Annotated in this window: 17 protein-coding genes and 1 other RNA gene; 14 read left to right on the forward strand and 4 right to left on the reverse strand. The window is 52.6% G+C overall.

The window, feature by feature from the left end:
- Positions 1 to 17: 17 nt before the first annotated feature.
- Positions 18 to 545 carry a hypothetical protein gene (locus BN1247_RS03160; RefSeq protein WP_054949093.1) on the reverse strand — a complete coding sequence of 176 codons (528 nt, stop codon included), beginning with the start codon at positions 543 to 545 and terminating at the stop codon, positions 18 to 20.
- Positions 546 to 832: 287 nt separating this feature from the next.
- Here BN1247_RS03160 and BN1247_RS03165 point away from each other — a divergent pair, with 287 nt between their 5' ends.
- From BN1247_RS03165 to ssrS, 4 genes are all read left to right on the forward strand, one after another.
- A complete protein-coding gene (locus tag BN1247_RS03165) occupies positions 833 to 1828 on the forward strand; it encodes an LLM class flavin-dependent oxidoreductase (protein ID WP_054949094.1) in 996 nt (331 codons plus the stop codon).
- A 515-nt stretch (positions 1829 to 2343) separates the two neighbouring features.
- Positions 2344 to 3621 carry a histidine--tRNA ligase gene (gene hisS, locus BN1247_RS03170; protein WP_054949095.1) on the forward strand — a complete coding sequence of 426 codons (1278 nt, stop codon included), beginning with the start codon at positions 2344 to 2346 and terminating at the stop codon, positions 3619 to 3621.
- A 1-nt stretch (position 3622) separates the two neighbouring features.
- The gene (gene aspS / locus BN1247_RS03175; RefSeq protein ID WP_054949096.1) at positions 3623 to 5407 is read left to right on the forward strand and encodes an aspartate--tRNA ligase; all 1785 of its coding nucleotides are present in this window, start codon (positions 3623 to 3625) and stop codon (positions 5405 to 5407) included.
- Positions 5408 to 5633: 226 nt separating this feature from the next.
- Positions 5634 to 5813, forward strand: a non-coding RNA gene (gene ssrS / locus BN1247_RS16975) — 6S RNA.
- A gap of 23 nt (positions 5814 to 5836) precedes the next feature.
- On the opposite strand, the gene BN1247_RS03180 is transcribed toward ssrS, so the two are convergent.
- Entirely contained in the window at positions 5837 to 6154 is a 318-nt protein-coding gene (locus BN1247_RS03180) for a DMT family transporter (protein WP_054949097.1), read from the reverse strand.
- Positions 6154 to 6525, reverse strand: a complete 372-nt coding sequence (locus BN1247_RS03185; RefSeq protein ID WP_187119708.1) for a DMT family transporter — start codon at positions 6523 to 6525, stop codon at positions 6154 to 6156. Before BN1247_RS03185 ends, BN1247_RS03180 begins: the two co-directional genes overlap by 1 nt.
- 179 nt (positions 6526 to 6704) lie before the next feature.
- Here BN1247_RS03185 and BN1247_RS03190 point away from each other — a divergent pair, with 179 nt between their 5' ends.
- The 5 genes from BN1247_RS03190 to BN1247_RS03210 all read left to right on the forward strand — a co-directional run bounded on the left by BN1247_RS03190 (position 6705) and on the right by BN1247_RS03210 (position 11356).
- Positions 6705 to 7286 (forward strand): 5' nucleotidase, NT5C type, encoded by a 582-nt coding sequence (locus BN1247_RS03190; protein WP_054949098.1) that lies wholly within the window; start codon positions 6705 to 6707, stop codon positions 7284 to 7286.
- Between the two features lie 265 nt (positions 7287 to 7551).
- Positions 7552 to 8883, forward strand: coding sequence for an AAA family ATPase (locus BN1247_RS03195; RefSeq protein WP_054949099.1), 1332 nt, complete (start codon positions 7552 to 7554; stop codon positions 8881 to 8883).
- 226 nt (positions 8884 to 9109) lie between these two features.
- On the forward strand, positions 9110 to 9799 hold the full coding sequence (locus tag BN1247_RS03200; RefSeq protein ID WP_054949100.1) for a YczE/YyaS/YitT family protein: 690 nt from the start codon (positions 9110 to 9112) through the stop codon (positions 9797 to 9799).
- Positions 9732 to 10151: a cysteine metabolism transcriptional regulator CymR gene (gene cymR, locus BN1247_RS03205; protein WP_054949101.1), complete on the forward strand. Its 420-nt coding sequence runs from the start codon at positions 9732 to 9734 to the stop codon at positions 10149 to 10151. The genes BN1247_RS03200 and cymR overlap by 68 nt, the downstream gene beginning before the upstream one ends.
- Positions 10152 to 10219: 68 nt before the next feature.
- A complete protein-coding gene (locus BN1247_RS03210; RefSeq protein ID WP_054949102.1) occupies positions 10220 to 11356 on the forward strand; it encodes a cysteine desulfurase family protein in 1137 nt (378 codons plus the stop codon).
- A gap of 279 nt (positions 11357 to 11635) precedes the next feature.
- On the opposite strand, the gene BN1247_RS03215 is transcribed toward BN1247_RS03210, so the two are convergent.
- Positions 11636 to 13102, reverse strand: coding sequence for a nicotinate phosphoribosyltransferase (locus BN1247_RS03215; protein WP_054949103.1), 1467 nt, complete (start codon positions 13100 to 13102; stop codon positions 11636 to 11638).
- A 98-nt stretch (positions 13103 to 13200) separates the two neighbouring features.
- On the opposite strand from BN1247_RS03215, the gene recD2 reads away from it, so the two are divergent.
- The 5 genes from recD2 (at position 13201) to BN1247_RS03240 (ending at position 17799) form a co-directional block, all read left to right on the forward strand.
- The gene (gene recD2, locus BN1247_RS03220) at positions 13201 to 15480 is read left to right on the forward strand and encodes an SF1B family DNA helicase RecD2 (RefSeq protein ID WP_054949104.1); all 2280 of its coding nucleotides are present in this window, start codon (positions 13201 to 13203) and stop codon (positions 15478 to 15480) included.
- A gap of 102 nt (positions 15481 to 15582) precedes the next feature.
- Positions 15583 to 16095, forward strand: a complete 513-nt coding sequence (locus BN1247_RS03225; protein WP_054949105.1) for a PRC-barrel domain-containing protein — start codon at positions 15583 to 15585, stop codon at positions 16093 to 16095.
- 10 nt (positions 16096 to 16105) lie between these two features.
- Positions 16106 to 16324: a hypothetical protein gene (locus tag BN1247_RS03230; protein WP_054949106.1), complete on the forward strand. Its 219-nt coding sequence runs from the start codon at positions 16106 to 16108 to the stop codon at positions 16322 to 16324.
- A 3-nt stretch (positions 16325 to 16327) separates the two neighbouring features.
- A complete protein-coding gene (locus BN1247_RS03235) occupies positions 16328 to 16516 on the forward strand; it encodes a hypothetical protein (protein WP_054949107.1) in 189 nt (62 codons plus the stop codon).
- A 110-nt stretch (positions 16517 to 16626) separates the two neighbouring features.
- On the forward strand, positions 16627 to 17799 hold the full coding sequence (locus BN1247_RS03240; RefSeq protein WP_231633108.1) for an AI-2E family transporter: 1173 nt from the start codon (positions 16627 to 16629) through the stop codon (positions 17797 to 17799).
- Positions 17800 to 17952: the final 153 nt, after the last annotated feature.

Genomic DNA, 17952 nt, shown 5'->3' on the forward strand with positions numbered 1-17952 from the left:
ATTTTAGGTCCCTTTTTTCAGCTGTAGTAAATCGTGTTGGAATAAGTAGTGCGCGTTTCGCTCTGTCCTTTCTGATTGACGTAGTGGGTCGCTTTTGTGCGGTATTTCCGCTTTTTTTTCGCATTGAGTATCACTGTTTTACTCACTGAGGAACTGTTGTGCCGTTCGTATTTCTTTGTCGTAAACACACTTTTCCACTGCTTAGAGGTATAACATTGCAGTGTGTATGTAATGGCGGCGGTGGTTACTTTTGTGGTCGTTTGTGTCATTCCGCTAATTTGCAGTTTTCCAGCGGTGTTTTTTGATGTTTTGCTCGTGCATTTACTGATGAGGCTTTTAGCGGCGGTTGCCTTCGCAGGTGAGCTCGCGGCACCGTGTGCGAGTGTATGAGCCTCTTCACCTACCTTCTCTAGCGCCGTTTGTTCCACTTGGTCTGTGTGCGTGGCATCGTCCGTGCGCATGTCAGTGTCAACGATTTCGTCGCCCAACTCCGCGACGATTTCGACAGCCGGTAGCTCTTCGATACTAAAAATTCTTTTTTTCATTTTCGTGGACTGCCCCTTTCTTGAATTGTATCTTTCTTGAGGTATTGTATAATGGGAAAAAAGTTCCCTCACAAATATAGACGTTTGTCATTGTAAAAGGTTACACTATTGCCGCATAAACGATTGCTTTCGTCAATGAAAGCAGTTAACAGTTTATACAGAAACATGGGTATAATAATAGTGATAGGCTGGCTAGGGGTAATTGCGTCATATGTTCGGGGGCTTGACTGGACAAGGTGCGGCGGTGGTAGGATAATACGGGTATGGAGTATAGGAGGGGAAGTTAGATGCTGACGTTAAGTATTCTAGACCAGTCACCGATTTCTTACGGTAGCAATGCGCGAGAAGCGCTACAGCAAACAGTAGAACTGGCGCAAGTTGCCGAGAAGCTTGGCTATAAACGGTTCTGGGTATCTGAACACCACGACTCGACGACACTGGCCGGTTCGACGCCAGAAGTGCTCATTGCCCACCTTGCGGCGAAGACGAACCACATTCGCATTGGATCGGGTGGGGTGATGTTGCCCCACTACAGTGCGTATAAAGTAGCGGAGAATTTTCGCATGCTGGAGGCGTTGTACCCGGAGCGGATCGATCTCGGGGTCGGACGCGCTCCGGGTGGGATGCCGCGGGCGACAATTGCGCTTAATGGCGACCGAAGACGGAACGTTGACCAATATCCCGATCAAGTTGCACAGTTAAAAGCTTATTTAACCGATACATTGCCGACTGACCATCCGCTGCACGGTTTGAAGGTGTCCCCGCTCATCGATACGGTGCCGAAATTATGGCTCCTCGGTTCAAGCGGCGGAAGCGCGGCCGTTGCCGCAGAACAAGGGGCCGCTTATGCCTTTGCTCACTTCATTAACGGTGAGGGGGGGCAGGCGGCGGTGCAAGCGTATAAGGAACGCTTTCAACCGTCAGCCTTTTGCGAGCAACCACAGGCGAGTGTCGCCGTGTTCGTCATTTGCGCTGATACCGACGAAGCAGCTGAACGGATCGCATCAAGCCTCGATCTATCCTTACTCATGCTGGAGAGCGGCCAGCCATCTTTGGGCACGCCGCCGATCGAGATGGCCGAGGCGTATGCATACAGCCCGTTCGAACGCGCCCGCGTTGCGGCTAACCGGCAGCGCATGGTCGTCGGCAGTCCGCGTACTGTGAAAGACGAGCTGACGGCAATGGCCGCCGCTTACGGCGTCGAGGAAGTGATCGCCGTCACGATTACGTATCGCCATGAAGACCGGCTGCGCTCCTACGAATTGCTCGCCGACGCGTTTTAATCTGATCCCACCTTTACAGGTGGGGAGGTTTAACAGTTGACAAATGCACACAAGTTGCCTATAATGTGGGACATTATAATTGAACAGTTACTGCCAGTGATGAGAAGAGTAGCTATGTCCACTTAGCGAGAGAGAGGGTGTCGTAGGCTGGAAGCACCCTTCTAACGTGCCATAGTGAACGACCTCTCGGAGGACTTTCACTGAACCCGGATTGGTGCACTTAAGAGCGGTAAACTTGGCGGTCCGCATAGAAGCGCAGTGCATAGAATGCCGGCAGTAGGTGACAGCGTCGTCCCGGACGTTACCCGGTTAAAGTGGGAGCAGACTTGCTCCAACAAGGGTGGTACCACGGGAAATGTGTGCACAATAAGACAAAGTAATCTCTCGTCCCTGACTAAACGAGTCAGTGGCGGGAGATTTTTTATGTTCTGCACGCGACCCTTTTTCCATATCTGAACATGCGGTAATTTTTCGTTTGGCGTTCGTTGCGAGCTTTTCAAAGGAGGAGATGACTGATGAGCTTTAAAGCACCGCGCGGTACAGTTGACCAGTTACCGGGCGAAGTAGAGAAGTGGCAATACGTCGAGGACAACATACGCGCTGTTTGCCGAGCGTTTAACTACGGTGAAGTGCGTACGCCCATTTTTGAGCACACGGAGCTGTTTCGCCGCGGTGTCGGGGAGACGACCGACATTGTGGAAAAGGAAATGTACTCGTTTCGCGATCGCGGCGACCGGGATATCACGTTGCGTCCAGAAGGGACAGCGGGTGCTGTTCGCGCCTTCGTCGAGCACAAATACGACAAACAACCGCTCCCGACAAAATGGTATTACATGGGGCCGATGTTTCGCTACGAACGGCCGCAAGCGGGGCGAATGCGCCAATTTCACCAGTTTGGGATCGAATTGCTCGGCACGAAAGAGCCAGCTGCTGACGCTGAAGTAATCGCCTTAGCGCTCGAAGTCGGACGCGCGCTCGGCCTGACACAGCTACGCACGGAAATTAACAGTGTCGGCTGCCACGTGTGCCGGCCCGTGTACCGCGAAGAGCTGATCGCGTACTATACGAAGCATAAGGACGCGTTGTGTCCCGACTGCTTAGCGCGCCTTCACCGCAATCCGCTCCGCCTGCTCGACTGTAAAAAAGAACGATGCCGCGCCATTTCCAAGGACGCGCCATCGATTCTAGACTACTTGTGCGACAGTTGTGAGCCACACTTTGCCGCTGTGCAGGCGCAGCTAAAAGCGATGGACATTCCGTTTGTCGTTAACGACCGCATGGTACGCGGACTCGACTACTACACAGAGACGGCGTTTGAAATTGTCGGTGAAGGTCTCGGCGCGCAAGCGAGTACGATTTTTGCTGGCGGCCGCTATAACAACCTCGTGCGGGAAATTGGCGGCGACGACTTGCCTGGCGTCGGTTTTGCCGTCGGGCTCGAGCGGCTCTTGCTGGCGATGGAAAAGGAAGGAGTACAGATTCCGAGCGCGGTTGGCATCGATTGTTACGTCGTCGCGATCGGCAAGGCGACGGATGACAAGGCGAGCGCACTCGTGCAGACGCTGCGGCAAAACGGGTTCCGTACCGAACGGGATTACATGGCGCGAAAAATGAAAGGACAAATGAAGGCCGCTAACCGACTGAACGCGCGCACGGTCGCCATACTCGGCGAAGATGAACTCGCACGCGGCACCGTACAGGTGAAACAGTTGGCGAGCGGTGGGCAAGAAGAAGTGCCTGTAGACAATCTCGTGCACTATTTACAGCAATGTCTCGAACAGGAGGAACAGTAACATGTCTTTTTTAGAGCGAACGCATTTTTGCGGTGAATTAAACGACTCACATATCGGCGAACAGGTGCAATTAAACGGCTGGGTGAACAACCGGCGCGACTTGGGCGGGGTTATTTTCCTCGACGTGCGCGACCGCTACGGCATTGTGCAAGTCGTGTGCAACCCGGAGTATTCCCCGGAAGCTGCCGCGATCGCGGACAGCGTGCGCAGCGAGTACGTCGTCTCCATTACCGGTTCCGTCGTCGCCCGCGCAGCCGAAACAGTCAACGAGAAACTGGGAACCGGAAAAATCGAGGTGCGTGCGACGAAGATCGACATACTGAACAAGGCAAAAACGCCGCCGTTTACCCTGAACGATTCTCGCATCGATGTCGACGAAGCGGTGCGGCTCAAATACCGCTACCTCGACTTGCGCCGCGAATCGATGCAGCGCGCCCTCATTGTACGCCACCAAACGGCACAAGTGATCCGCCAGTTTTTAAACGACAACGGCTATTTGGAAATCGAGACGCCAATGCTCGGCAAGAGCACGCCGGAAGGGGCACGCGACTATCTCGTGCCGAGCCGCTTGTACGCTGGCGAGTTTTACGCCTTGCCGCAGTCGCCGCAAATTTACAAGCAGTTGTTGATGGTCGCTGGCTTGGAACGGTATTACCAAATTGTACGCTGTTTCCGCGACGAAGACTTACGCGCCGACCGACAGCCGGAATTTACGCAGCTCGACTTGGAAACGTCGTTTTTGCATCCGGAATCGCTGCAACAGCAGTTGGAGCAAATGATGGCGAAGTTGCTGAAAGAGACGGTCGGCTACGAGGTGCAGCTGCCGTTCCCGCGTCTCACGTACCGCGAAGCGATGGATCGCTACGGTTCCGACAAGCCGGACTTACGCTTCGGGATGGAGCTCAATGACGTGACCGACATCGTGAAACAGTGTAAGTTCCAAGTGTTTGCAAAAGCGGCGCAGTCGGGCGGACAAGTGAAAGGGATCAACGCTAAAGGGTGTGCCGGTTACAGCCGCAAGGACATCGATGTATTGACGGATTACTTAAAGCCGTACGGGGCGAAAGGACTCGCGTGGATCGCCGTTAAAGAGGACGGGCTGAAAGGTCCTATTGCGAAGTTTTTCACGGAAGAAGAACTGGCGCAACTATCGACGGAACTTGCGGCTGAGACGGGTGACCTCTTGTTGTTCGTCGCCGACAAGCCGCAAGTCGTTGCGGATTCACTCGGCCAACTGCGTTTAAAACTCGGGCGCGACTTAAACCTCATTCCGGAAAACACGTTTGCGCTAGCGTGGGTGACGGAATTTCCGCTGCTCGAGTATGCGGAAGAAGAAGGGCGCTACGTGGCGATGCACCATCCGTTTACGATGCCTGTCGCCGAAGACCTCGACAAACTGGAAACCGATCCGGGAAGCGTACGGGCGGAAGCGTACGACATGGTGTGTAACGGCTACGAACTCGGCAGCGGCAGCATGCGCATTTATGAGCGGGACGTGCAAGAACGGATGTTTAAGGCGCTCGGGTTAACGGAAGAAGAGGCGCACGACAAGTTTGGCTTCTTACTGCAGGCGTTTGAATACGGGACACCGCCACACGCCGGCATGGCCTTAGGACTCGATCGAATCGTCATGTTGCTCGCCGGCCAAAGCAACTTGCGCGAAGTCATCGCTTTTCCGAAGACGGCGAGCGCCCGCTGCTTAATGATGAACGCGCCGAGTGCGGTAGACGAAAAACAGTTAGAAGACTTGCACCTTAAGGTCAGTGAAGAAGAACCGTTCGCGTAGTGATGGGGCAGTTTGCACACAATAAGCGACCCTGCGCAGCGGACAGCGTTAAATTGATTTGCCTTTCAATAGAAAAAGTTAAACTACATCGACGTAAGCGATGTCCATCCTATCTGGGTGCGGTTCTTTTAATACTAAAAGAACAATTTAAGAATATTTATTGACGAGCGTAAAAGAAACGCTTGCATAAAAGTCGCCCGCGTGGTAACATGAAGTTACAAAAAGATGAGCCCTGCGATGTACGTGATACCCCGACAGTTTTGAGCCAACACTTTATCAACGGGATTCTGGACGTCACGATCAGGATTGGATGCCGTGTCATACGCGGACCCGTGAATGGCCGTGCAGGAAACCCACCTGCCTAGGCAGGTTCAAAACTAAGGAGCCACGGCATAATGGGGCTCTCTTTTTTTGATGTTTTTTTCCGTCTTATGCGGTCATTAATTTTAACCCAGCGGCAGCTGCGATAATGACGCTGATCCATAAGATTCTCCGCCAGTCCCTCGCCTCACCGTAAAACAGCATCCCGACGACGGCGCCACCCGCTGCACCAATCCCGGTCCAAATCGCGTACGCCGTCCCCATCGACAGTGTTCGCATCGCTACGTGCAGGAAGAAAAAACTTAAGCTAAAGCCGACGATTAATAGCGCATAAGCGTACCACTTGCGCGTTTTTGCCGCTTCGTTTATCATCGTGACACCGAATACTTCAAACAGCCCCGCGACGATGAGTAAGATCCACGCCATTACGAGTTAGCTCCTTCCGGTGTTTTTTCTTCGGTGACAACTTTCAACCCAATCACACCGCTCAGCAAAACGAGAATGAGTAGCACTTTGACAAGTTCGAACGGTTCGCCGAAAATCGTCATCTCGGCGAGTACGGTACCGACGGTACCTAGTCCGACATAGACGGCGTACGCTGTGCCGACGGGCAAGACGCGCCCAGAGACGATTAATAAATAGTTGCTCACGACCATAGCGACAAATGTGCCGCTCCACGCCCATACCCCTTCCGCGTGCTTCAGCCCGATCACCCAAAAAACTTCAATGACTGCAGCTACGATGAGGACGAACCAATGTCGATTCAACGGTCTTTGCAATGTGTTCTCTTTTTTCATACGCAATGTGTTCACCTTTCTCGTGTAGCAGATTGCCAATAAAAACATTCCATGCAGAAGTCATTCTCCGTTCGAACGGCTTAGATCCGCCGTATTGTACGATGGATTGTATGGCGTGTCAATAACACATACTATAATAACAATAACAGTTGACAGTAACTGCGATCGGGGGGGTGACCATGTTGAGGATCGGTGTCGACATTGACGGCACGATTGAACAGACGCAGCGCGCCGCCGTCGAAATTTTTAACAAAAAGTTACATAGAGAGGTGCGGTTAGAAGATGTGCGCACCTTTCACTTGGACGAAGCGTACGGTTTGGAGAAGAAGGAGAGCAAAAAGCTGTGGCGGAAGCTGGAGCCGAAAATATACTCGCTCGGAGTACCCCTCGAGCACGCCGCCGAAGTGTTAACTAATCTAAATGAGACGGGACATTTGATCTATTTTATTACAGCGCGGCCCGGCTTTCCACACATCACAAAAATTACCGAGTCGTGGCTGAAGAAGCATCGCTTTCCTTTTAACGGTGTCAATTTGTTTATGAACATGCAAAACAAAGCTAAAAAAGCTAAGGAGTTGCAGCTCGATTTGTTTTTTGAAGACGCGCCGGACCACATTGAGCGCTTCGTGCAAGAGGGAGTTCCGGTCGTCGTCGTGGACGCGGCGTACAACCGTAAGCTAGCTTACAACGTACCGCGCATCACCGCTTGGCGCGATGTACCGGAATTAATTGCGCAGATGACGTCTGAAAATAGGAATTAATCGCTAATCGATGCCAAAAGTGAGCGCTGGGACCCTTTCGACGTAAAAACCGTGTAAACACATTGAAGGACAACCACTTCTTCTTATATAATAGAGGCGACCCATCTGTCATCGTACACGAGTCGATGCATTGTGTGGGTCGCTTATTTTATGGTAAATGAGTGTGTCACCAATTGTGATACCGTCACGTAAATACGTTTTTAGTTGACAAAACAGGTATGAATTCGCAGTTTTTGGAGAGTTTTCTTCAAGGGAGAGATGCGCGGTGGATTTATTTTCCTATTTAGCAGAAAACGATAAGAAACAAACAGCCCCGCTAGCAGCGCGCATGCGCCCGCGTACGTTAGCGGAGTATATCGGGCAGACGCACATTGTCGGTCCCGGTAAAATGTTGCGTCGGGCGATTGAAGCAGACCGCGTCTCTTCATTAATTTTTTACGGACCTCCGGGCACGGGAAAAACGACGTTAGCGCGCGTCATCGCTGCGACGACGAAGTCACATTTCACCGATTTGAACGCTGTCATCGCTGGCGTCGCCGATATCCGCAACGTCGTCCGCGAGGCGAAAGAGCGGCGCGGTATGTATGAGCAGCGGACGACACTGTTTATCGATGAAATTCACCGCTTTAATAAGTCGCAACAAGACGCATTGCTTCCGTATGTCGAGGATGGAACGATCATTTTAATCGGCGCGACGACGGAAAATCCGTTTTTCGAAGTGAATGCAGCCCTCTTGTCGCGGTCGCAAATTTTTCAACTGCATCTACTCAGTCACGAAGAATTAGCCGCCATTATGGCGCAAGCGTTAGACGATGCGGATCGCGGCCTCGGCATGTACGACGTCCGCTTTGACGACGATGCGAAGGAGCATCTGCTGTATTTTTCCGACGGCGACGCGCGGCGCCTGCTTAACGCGATAGAATTGGCGGTGACGACGACTGCGCCACAGAATGACGGGGCGATCCATATCGATTTAGCTACTGCGGTCGAAAGTATTCAGCGCCGTGCGGTGCGCTACGACAAAACTGGCGACAACCACTACGATACGATTTCTGCGTTTATTAAGTCGATTCGCGGCTCTGACCCCGACGCCGCCCTCTATTGGTTGGCGCGAATGATCGATGCCGGGGAAGACGGGCGGTTTATCGCGCGGCGCCTCGTTATCGCCGCAGCCGAAGATATCGGTAACGCCGATCCACTAGCACTGCAAGTGGCGATGAGCGCGTTCCAAGCTTACGAATTAGTCGGGATGCCGGAGGGGCGGATTCCACTCGCTCAGGCGACGACGTATCTCGCCTCTGCCCCGAAGAGCAACGCCGCTTACGTCGGCATTAATGAGGCGTTAGCCGATGTGAAGCGAGAAGGACACGGACCCGTACCGCTCCACTTGCGCGATGCGAGTTATAAAGGGGCAGAGAAACTCGGCCACGGCAAAGGGTATCTCTATCCGCACGATTACCCGGGAAATGTCGCAAAGCAAACGTATTTTCCCGAGGGCGTCCGTAAATCGTATTACCGACCCGTCAACCACGGGGTAGAGAAAAGGTTACGCACGTATTTGGAACGAGTCGCGGAGCTCACGAAAGAGAGTCCGTAACTGTAAATTGTCGGCCTTTCATCGATATGGAATATCGCCTTACACGAGTAACGAATGACGCAAGTAAGGAGCATCACGCAGTCTTCGTGAGAAAATCAAGTTCGTGACAAGAAAGTCAAGTTGTCACATAAGGGCAACTGTTAACGAGAAAAGGTGCCTGTTACGAGAAAAGGTACCCGGTAACGAGAAGTGTTTGTTGGAACAAATAGAGAGGTAGGGAAAAAAGATGGAGAGGGCCAGAGAGTTACTTTTGCGCAGCGCCATGTTTTTCGTCGGGATGGCGCTTATCAGTTTAGGGAGTGTGCTAGCGATTAAAGGGAGCCTCGGCGTCGTCTCTTGGGACGTCTTACACGTCGGCCTAGCGGAGGTGACGCCACTTTCGATCGGTACGTGGACGATTTTAGTCGGTGTGATCCTCATCATTTTTACGATGCTACTCGGGAGGCGTCCATCTCTCGGATGTATCGTCAACATGCTTTACATCGGCCCCTGTATCGACTTGTTTCTCATGCTCGGCATTCCCACACCAGACTTTTGGCTATGGCGGGTATTGTTAATGCTTGCGGGAATCTTTGTCGTCGGCTTCGGGACGGGAATGTACGTCGTGGCGAAATTTGGGGAAGGACCGCGCGACGGTTTTACACTTGCGCTCGCCAAGCGCATCGATTGGCCGATCGGGCGTACGCGTATCGCCATCGAAATTGTCGCCCTTACGATCGGCTGGATGTTGGGCGGCCCGGTGTTTGTCGGAACGCTAGCGGCCGCGCTAGGGATCGGGCCGATTATGCATTGGTCTCTAAAAATGTGGCAAAAATGGATAACGTACTTAGTGGGAGGGAATTTTGCCGTTGAAAATTTCGACCAAAGGCCGGTACGGGCTAATCATCATGATGGATTTAGCCAACCATTACGGTAAAGGACCGGTTGCGTTAAAGAGCATTGCCGAACGTCACAACTTGTCTGATCACTATTTAGAACAGTTAGTGATTCCACTCCGCAATGCCGGATTAGTGAAAAGTATACGTGGCGCTTACGGCGGTTACAAATTAAACCGCGCGCCACAGGATATTACCGCTGGCGACGTCATTCGCGTCTTGGAAGGTCCGATTCGTCTCGTTGAATGTTCGGAAGACGAAGACCCTGCGACACGCCATTTGTGGCTGCGTATCCGCGACAGTGTGAACGAGGTGCTCAATTCGACGACGCTACAGGATTTGATTACGTTCGAGGACAAAGGAAATAACGACTATTATATGTTTTACATTTAAAAGTATTTGTCTATATTTGTAGCCGATTTAGTGGCCGATTATTTAATTCTGAACGAAGGATGGCTTTTATGAGTATATACTTAGATCACGCTGCGACGACGCCGCTTCATCCCGCCGTACGTGAGGCGATGCTGCCGTATTTGGACGAGCGTTTCGGCAATCCGTCGAGTATTCACCGCTATGGCCGGCAAATTCGGGCGGCGATCGACAAGGCGCGCGATCAGGTGGCAACAAGTCTTAACTGCGACTCGCGCACGATTGTGTTTACGAGCGGCGGCACAGAGGCAGACAATACCGCGCTCATTGGGGCGGCCTTAGCGTTGCGGGCGCGCGGCAAGCACATCGTCACGACGGCGATTGAACACCAAGCAGTACTCGATACGTGTCGCTTCTTAGAGGAGATTGGGTACCGCGTGACGTACATACCGGTCGACGGGACGGGAATGGTGCACGTAGAGGAAGTTGCCGCCCACTTAACAGATGAGACGGTTCTCGTCAGTGTCATGTACGGCAACAACGAAGTTGGGACGGTGCAACCGATTGCCGAACTCGGCGCGCTCGCACGCGAGAAGGGGGTTCTCTTTCATACCGATGCGGTGCAAGCCTTTGGTAGTATTCCTCTCGATTTACAACGACTTCCGGTCGATTTACTAACGGTTGCCGCGCACAAAATAAACGGGCCAAAAGGTGTCGGCGCCTTGTACGTCGCACCGAAGGTGCACCTTGCGCCACTACAGTTCGGGGGCTCACAAGAGCGTCAGCGGCGTGCCGGAACGGAGAACGTCCCTGGCATTGTCGGCTTTGGGGAAGCGGCAGCAATCGCTGCAGCACAAGTCGAAGAAAAGCGATTACACTGTGCGGCATTGCGGCGGACGATGCTCGCGGTATGGGAGGAGAACGGCATCGATGTTGTCATCAACGGACACCCGACAGCGCATTTACCGCACATCTTAAATATTAGCTTCCGCGGGGTCGATACAGAAGCGATGTTGATGAACCTCGATTTGGCGGGCATTGCTTGTAGCAGCGGCTCTGCCTGTACAGCCGGTTCTTTGCAACCGTCGCACGTGCTTCAGGCGATGCAGCTTTCCGACGAGGTGATCGCTTCGGCGATCCGCATCAGTTTCGGGCGGGGGAATACGGTGGAAGATGTGACGCGGGCTGCGGAAGAAATGGTAGCGGTCGTGAAGCGGTTGAAGAAGTGAACGTCGCGTATGCAAAATAGGCTAACAGATGGCGGCCGACGGCTCACGCCTGTTAGCCTATGTCTCCAGGAATGCTTACTTTTCATTTCCGTAAGACACATACAATGTTGCTAGCATGAAGAAAAAGGCGAGTCCCCTTAGATGATAAAGGAACTCGCTAAGCTTATTATTATCGTAAATCTGCTTTTTCTGTATGACGGTGCGGAAGTTATGCGGTTCCTGCTTTTCGCCTAGTGCTTAAACGTAAAATCTCGTGTCATCGCTAACGAACCGCCGCTTTTACTCCTCTGGCGCCTCTTGTTCGCGGCGCACTTTTTCCCGCGTTTCAACGAGCAGGTTTTGTTTCGTTTGCCACACGTGTTCGCTCATATCGACCGGGTATACTGCCGGGTTTAAGTTGCGCAAATACTCTTCCCAGAACTGTGACAGTTGTTCGGAATGGTATTTGCGTATGGCGGCGAGTGTCGGCTGATCGTAGACGAGCTTTCCGTCGAGGAAGATCGGTTGCAACAACTCTTGGATCACATAACTGCTAACGACCTTTTTGCGGTACGTATGCACCGGGTGAAAGAGGGTTAACGGTTTACTTACGTCCACTCTTTCCTCCACCGAAGCGATCAAATCGCCACTCGCTTTGTTCGTTTCCCTGTCGATAATGCGGTAAACTGTTTTGCGCCCCGGCGTCGTCACTTTTTCCGGGTTAGAAGAAATTTTAATCGTCGGAAGCCATTTTCCCGCTGTTTCTTTTGCGACCATTTTATAGACGGCGCCGAGTGCGGGCTGGTCAAAGGCGGTGATTAGCTTCGTCCCGATGCCCCAAGAGTCGATCTTCGCCCCTTGCGATTTTAAGTGTAGGATCGTATGCTCGTCCAAATCGCTGGAAGCAAAAATTTTCGTCTCGGTCAAACCGGCTTCGTCGAGCATACGTCGCGCGATTTTTGACAAGTAAGCGAGGTCGCCGCTGTCGAGACGAATGCCTTTTAACTCTTTCCCTTGCTTTTCGAGTTCCTTGCCGATCTTGATCGCGTGTGGGAGTCCGCTTTTTACGGTGTTGTACGTATCGACTAACAGTGTCGTCTGCGACGGCAGTGCGTCGACGAACGTCCGAAAAGACTCGATTTCATCGTCGAACAGTTGTACCCAGGCGTGGGAATGCGTCCCTTTGCACGGAATGTCGAACAATTGTGCCGCACGCACGTTGGACGTGCCGTCAAAACCCGCTAAATACGTGGCACGTGCTCCCCAGATCGCCGCGTCGACTTCTTGGGCGCGGCGCGAACCGAATTCCAGCAACACGTCGCCCGGAGCGACGTGGCGGACGCGAGCCGCCTTCGTAGCGATGAGGGTTTGGTAGTTGATCATGTTCAGTAGCGCTGTCTCGATGAGTAACAGTTCGAAGATCGAACCTTCGACGCGCACGAGTGGTTCGTTTGGGAAGACGAGTGTCCCTTCGGGCATCGCGTAAACATTGCCAGTGAAGCGCCACTCCTTGAGCTCTTTTAAGAAGGCCTCATCGTACTTTTCTTCTTCGCCGCGCAAAAAAGCAATTTCCTCGTCGGTAAACGCAAGCTCCGACAAGTACGTGATCGCCCGTTCTAACCCGGCAAACACGGCGAAGCCATTGTGAAACGGCAATTCGCGAAAATATACATCGAACACACAGCGCGTGCGATGGGAGCCGTTTTTCCAATGCGCGTACATCATGTTTAATTGGTATTTGTCCGTATGAAGTGCGGGGGTGTGCATCCCTTCATCTCCTCTCGCCTAAAAAAACAACTAGTCACACACCGTTTTTTCTTATACTATATAGTGGAAGAAGAAAGTGTTAAGTAGGTGTTTCACTCGTGCATCAACAACGATTATCCCTTTTTGATGAAACATTTGTCAAGGGTTGTATCGTGAGGGGAATTTTTTATAATAGCGAAAACAATTATGGTGTTTGTTTATTTCGCGTGGACGAAAGCTCCGAACCGCTTGAGGAGAAAGAAGTAACGATCGTCGGTTACATGGGACTCCCGCAAGAAAATATGTCGTACACTGTTTACGGTCACTGGCAAACACACCTGCGTTTCGGACGCCAGTTTTACGTTGAGCGCATGGTACAGGAATTGCCACAGTCGCGGGAGTCCGTGATCAAATATTTGTCTAGTGACCTTTTTCCAGGTATCGGTCCGAAGACGGCGACCTACATCGTCGATCAGCTCGGGGACAATCCGCTGCAACAAATCATGCGGCAACCACACAGGTTGTCCGAGCTGCCGAAGTTGTCGCGGAGGCGCGCGGAGATCGTCACCGAGAACTTGCAAAAACATGCCGATTTCGAACAAGTACTGTTGTTTTTATACGAGTGTCATATCGGTTACGCGTTAGCGTTAAAAATTTATCAGACGTATCAACGGGAAACGATACACGTGCTGCGGACGAATCCTTATCAGCTCATTTACGACATTGAAGGAATCGGGTTCGCTCGCGCCGATGCGATTGGCCGTGCCGCAGGCGTCACGGAGGAGGCACCGGAGCGGGCAAAGGCGGCCATTGTGTACGTGTTAACGCAAGCAGCGCACGCGGACGGGCACGTCTTTTTGCCAAAAGGACAGCTCGCGCAAGATGTCGCAGAGCTGCTCGCGCGCAGCAGCGACGATGAGGCGTGGCAAAGTGCTTTTACGACGTATGTGCTCGAAATGAGCGAAGAAGGCCACCTCGTCGTCGATGACGATGCTGTTTATTTGCCGAGTTTGTATTACTCCGAATGCGGGATCGCCAAAAAAATTCAGCTGTTGGCGCTGCAAGATAAGGCAGAATACGCTGCCGACGACATATTCCGCATCGTCGGGGAACTGGAAGAGGCGTTTTCGCTGTCCTTTGCCGACGCGCAACGGGAAGCACTGCTAACGGCGGCGGCGCAGCCGCTCATGGTGTTGACGGGTGGTCCTGGGACAGGGAAAACGACCGTCATCCGCGGCATTTGCCATTTATTATCCCACCTCGAAGGTTTTTCACTCGATCAAGTGACGGACAGCGAGGAGGATCCGTATCCTGTGCGTTTAGTGGCTCCCACGGGACGGGCAGCTAAACGGATGGCTGAAGCGACAGGGCTGCCAGCGATGACGATCCACCGCCTTCTCGGCTGGCGCGGCGACTTCTTTGAACGCGACGCTGAACATCCGTTGACGGGACGCGTCCTCATTGTCGACGAGGCGTCGATGATGGACGTGTGGCTCGCATACCAGTTGCTGCGTGCGGTTCCCGAGGGGATGAAAGTGATCGTTGTCGGCGATGCCGACCAACTCCCTTCCGTCGGACCGGGACAAGTGTTCAGTCACCTGATCCAAAGCGGGGTCGTCCCGTGCATCCATTTAGACCACATTTACCGCCAAGACGAAGGTTCTTCCATCATTGAGCTCGCCCACGAAGTGAAGGCGGGAAAATTGCCGCCTAAGCTCACGGCACCGACGGACGATCGGCGGTTTCTTACGTGCCGCAAAGAAGAGGTCGCACCGCTCGTCGTCGAACTCGTCCATCAAGCGCTGAAGCGCGGCTATACGATTTTTGATGTACAAGTACTCGCGCCGATGTACCGCGGTCCGGCAGGAGTAGACCGCTTAAACCGCGCGCTGCAAGAAGTCGTCAACCCGAAACGAAAAGGGAGTAAGGAGGTCGCTTGGGGCGACAACGTTTTTCGCCTCGGGGATAAAATGTTGCAGCTAACGAATAACGCCGAGAAGTCGGTGTACAACGGCGATATCGGCGAAGTGATCGCCATCGGTGCCCCTGGCGGCAGTGGTGGTGGTAGCGGCAAAAACGGCGACAGTAACGATATTTGTTTATGGGTCCGTTTCGACCAGACCGAGGTCGGTTACACGCGGGCACAGCTCAACCAATTGAGTTTGGCGTACTGTACGTCGATCCACAAAGCGCAAGGATCCGAATTCCCGATTGTCATTTTGCCCATCGTCAGTGCCTACCGGCGCATGCTGCAGCGAAACCTTGTCTATACGGCGATTACGCGGGCGAAGGCGTACCTTATGTTGTGTGGAGAAGTACAAGCTTTCGCCGACGGCGTGAAAAAAGTGAGCGGCTTCGACCGCAACAGCCGCCTCGGTGAACGTTTAAAACAGGCGTAACGTAAGCGCACGTGACTTAGGCGTCTTGACAGTGGCAATAATGTGCATCATAAGGGACAAGCTCCCGCCGCATACTACACGTGCGGGAGGGAGGCGTTCCTTTTGCGCAAGTCCCAAGATGTCATTGGGTTACCAGTGTATTGCCTTCGTTTCGGCAAACAAATCGGTGTCGTCCAAGACCTGCTGTTTAACCGCGAGCAACACTTGTTTGGGTTGCTATTGGCAAGCAAAGGGTGGTTTACGCGGGGACGCTACATTCCCGCAGACCGCATCGCCTCGCTCGGTCTGGACGCAGTGACAGTGGACAGTGAAGACGTGTGCGAGTCCTTCGAACAGTGTGACGACGTGATGGGGGTTTGCTCGGGGCAGCGTAAGCTTAAAGGGTTACCGGTCGTGACGGCGACTGGACGAGCGTTAGGAACTTTGGAGAACGTTTATTTTATGGAAGAAATGGGCACGTTAATAGGGTACGAATTAACGGACGGGTTGTTGAGCGATCTAAGGGAAGGGCGAAAGGCGCTCTGTACGATGGAACCTCTCACGTGGGGGACTGATGCAGTGATCGTACCGGGGAATGTTTCGTCCGATCTTAAGCCGGTCTCCACCAGAAAGTGAGGGAACGCAAGTGGTACGCTGTCCAAACTGTAAGTCACACGATTTGGGAAAAGTCGGAACGAATCAATATTACTGCTGGAGTTGCTTTATCGAACTCACCGTTGTCAACGGCGAAATCGGCGCGGTGTATCAAGTGGAAGAAGACGGGAGTCTCAGTTCGTTAGATGATCTGTTTATTCAAGATGATGCGGGTAACTCCCTCGGTATACAGGGGGAAAAGGGGGCATAGTGAATGAACGGTCGGGGGTTACTGTGGACAACGTTAATCAGTACGGCGGCTGCCGTCATTATGCGGCGCATGAACAAGCGGCGCAGGAAAATGACGCAGCGCAATTGGTTGCAGCGGCTCACACAGGCAATTATTCCACCGATGCAAAACATCCGCCCATTTAGGAAAATGATGCGCCGTATGGCTCGGTAAACGACCGATAAGTTCTGCAACACCACCAGGGGCTGCTCCAAACACTTCGCGAACGGTTTGAAGTGTTTGGGGGCAGTCCCCCTTCTTTTTTATCGGTATCGTGATTCGACATGCGTAAGCGGCACGGTTTGTACATATACTTGGAACAACAGCAAACAGGCGACTGCACAGACAAGCTCTTCGTCGCACGCGCCTGTTACCGCTTGGGGAGAACGAAAATGGAACCCAATAAACGACGTTCACTGTTGTTCATGGCGCTTCTTTCACTGCTCGTACTCGCGAACCTTTATTTACTCATGCAAGTTAGCCCACTCATCGGTAAACTGTTTCAATTTCTGAAAACGGTGTTGTTACCTTTTTTTGTTGCTGTCATTATTTCTTACGTGTTACATCCGATCGTGACGCTTCTCAGCAGCCGCATGGTACCGCGGGCAGTCGCAGTGTTGTTAATTTACGCCACCTTTATCGTCTCCACATTCATTATTCTCATGAATATTCTTCCGCTTTTATCACAGCAATTTCGCGAACTGGCGGAGAATTTACCAGCGTGGAACGATCGGTTACAATCGTGGATCCACCGCGTCTTGGACGGTAAAAGCGCCCTTCCCGAGACGATTCAACACGGGTTAGACGACGCGCTGCAAAATATGGGAGACAACGTGTCCGAAAGTGTGGAACTGTTTATGACGAGCGCGACGGGTGCCTTAAGTCGTGTGCTGGTGTTGTTATTAATTCCGTTTATCGCGTTTTACATGCTAAAAGACTTTAAGGGCGTCGAGCGGTACTTGCTGCAGCTGCTGCCGCGCAAAAACCGAAAAAATTGGTTTCGATTGCTGCGCGACATCGACGAGGCGCTCGGGAATTACATTCGCGGTCAAATACTCGTATGTGTCGTCGTCGGTGGCCTCGCTTACGTCGGCTATTTGCTGATCGGACTGCCCTATGCATTTTTAATGGCGGCGATTGTCGCCTTGACGAACGTCATTCCGTATATAGGCCCGTACATCGGAGCCGCGCCAGCGGCCGTCGTCGGGCTGAGCGAGTCGTGGCAGCTGGCCGTGCTCGTGCTCGTCGTCAACGCCATTGTGCAAATACTCGAAGGCAATCTCGTCTCACCGCAAATTGTCGGCCGCACGCTAAAACTACACCCTCTGTCAATCATACTCGCCTTACTCGTCGGCGGGGAATTAGCCGGTATCGTCGGTATGATTTTTGCGGTACCGTTGTTGGCTGTCGGAAAGGTGATCGTCAGTCACATCGTGCTCTATTATACGGAAGGATAATTCGCTGGAAAAATTGACATCCTTACACGCGAACGGTATAATACAAGCAAACTTGACATGTGAGCGACGGTGACAGAACCTGAGTATGCTTGCACACCGGACAGAGAGGGACTTCCGAGGTTGAGAGAGGCCCCCCGGACAGGCAACCGTACG

Origin of the sequence: Numidum massiliense, assembly GCF_001375555.1 — a bacterium.
In the GTDB taxonomy this organism is placed as follows: domain Bacteria; phylum Bacillota; class Bacilli; order Thermoactinomycetales; family Novibacillaceae; genus Numidum; species Numidum massiliense.

Coding starts and splice junctions, on each gene's coding strand:
- BN1247_RS03215 (WP_054949103.1), bottom strand. CDS start 13,102: ATGCACACCCCCGCACTTCATACGGACAAATACCAATTAAACATGATG.
- BN1247_RS03235 (WP_054949107.1), top strand. CDS start 16,328: ATGAACGGTCGGGGGTTACTGTGGACAACGTTAATCAGTACGGCGGCT.
- BN1247_RS03185 (WP_187119708.1), bottom strand. CDS start 6,525: ATGAAAAAAGAGAACACATTGCAAAGACCGTTGAATCGACATTGGTTC.
- BN1247_RS03210 (WP_054949102.1), top strand. CDS start 10,220: ATGAGTATATACTTAGATCACGCTGCGACGACGCCGCTTCATCCCGCC.
- BN1247_RS03190 (WP_054949098.1), top strand. CDS start 6,705: ATGTTGAGGATCGGTGTCGACATTGACGGCACGATTGAACAGACGCAG.
- hisS (WP_054949095.1), top strand. CDS start 2,344: ATGAGCTTTAAAGCACCGCGCGGTACAGTTGACCAGTTACCGGGCGAA.
- BN1247_RS03200 (WP_054949100.1), top strand. CDS start 9,110: ATGGAGAGGGCCAGAGAGTTACTTTTGCGCAGCGCCATGTTTTTCGTC.
- BN1247_RS03165 (WP_054949094.1), top strand. CDS start 833: ATGCTGACGTTAAGTATTCTAGACCAGTCACCGATTTCTTACGGTAGC.
- BN1247_RS03160 (WP_054949093.1), bottom strand. CDS start 545: ATGAAAAAAAGAATTTTTAGTATCGAAGAGCTACCGGCTGTCGAAATC.
- BN1247_RS03180 (WP_054949097.1), bottom strand. CDS start 6,154: ATGGCGTGGATCTTACTCATCGTCGCGGGGCTGTTTGAAGTATTCGGT.
- BN1247_RS03240 (WP_231633108.1), top strand. CDS start 16,627: ATGCGTAAGCGGCACGGTTTGTACATATACTTGGAACAACAGCAAACA.
- aspS (WP_054949096.1), top strand. CDS start 3,623: ATGTCTTTTTTAGAGCGAACGCATTTTTGCGGTGAATTAAACGACTCA.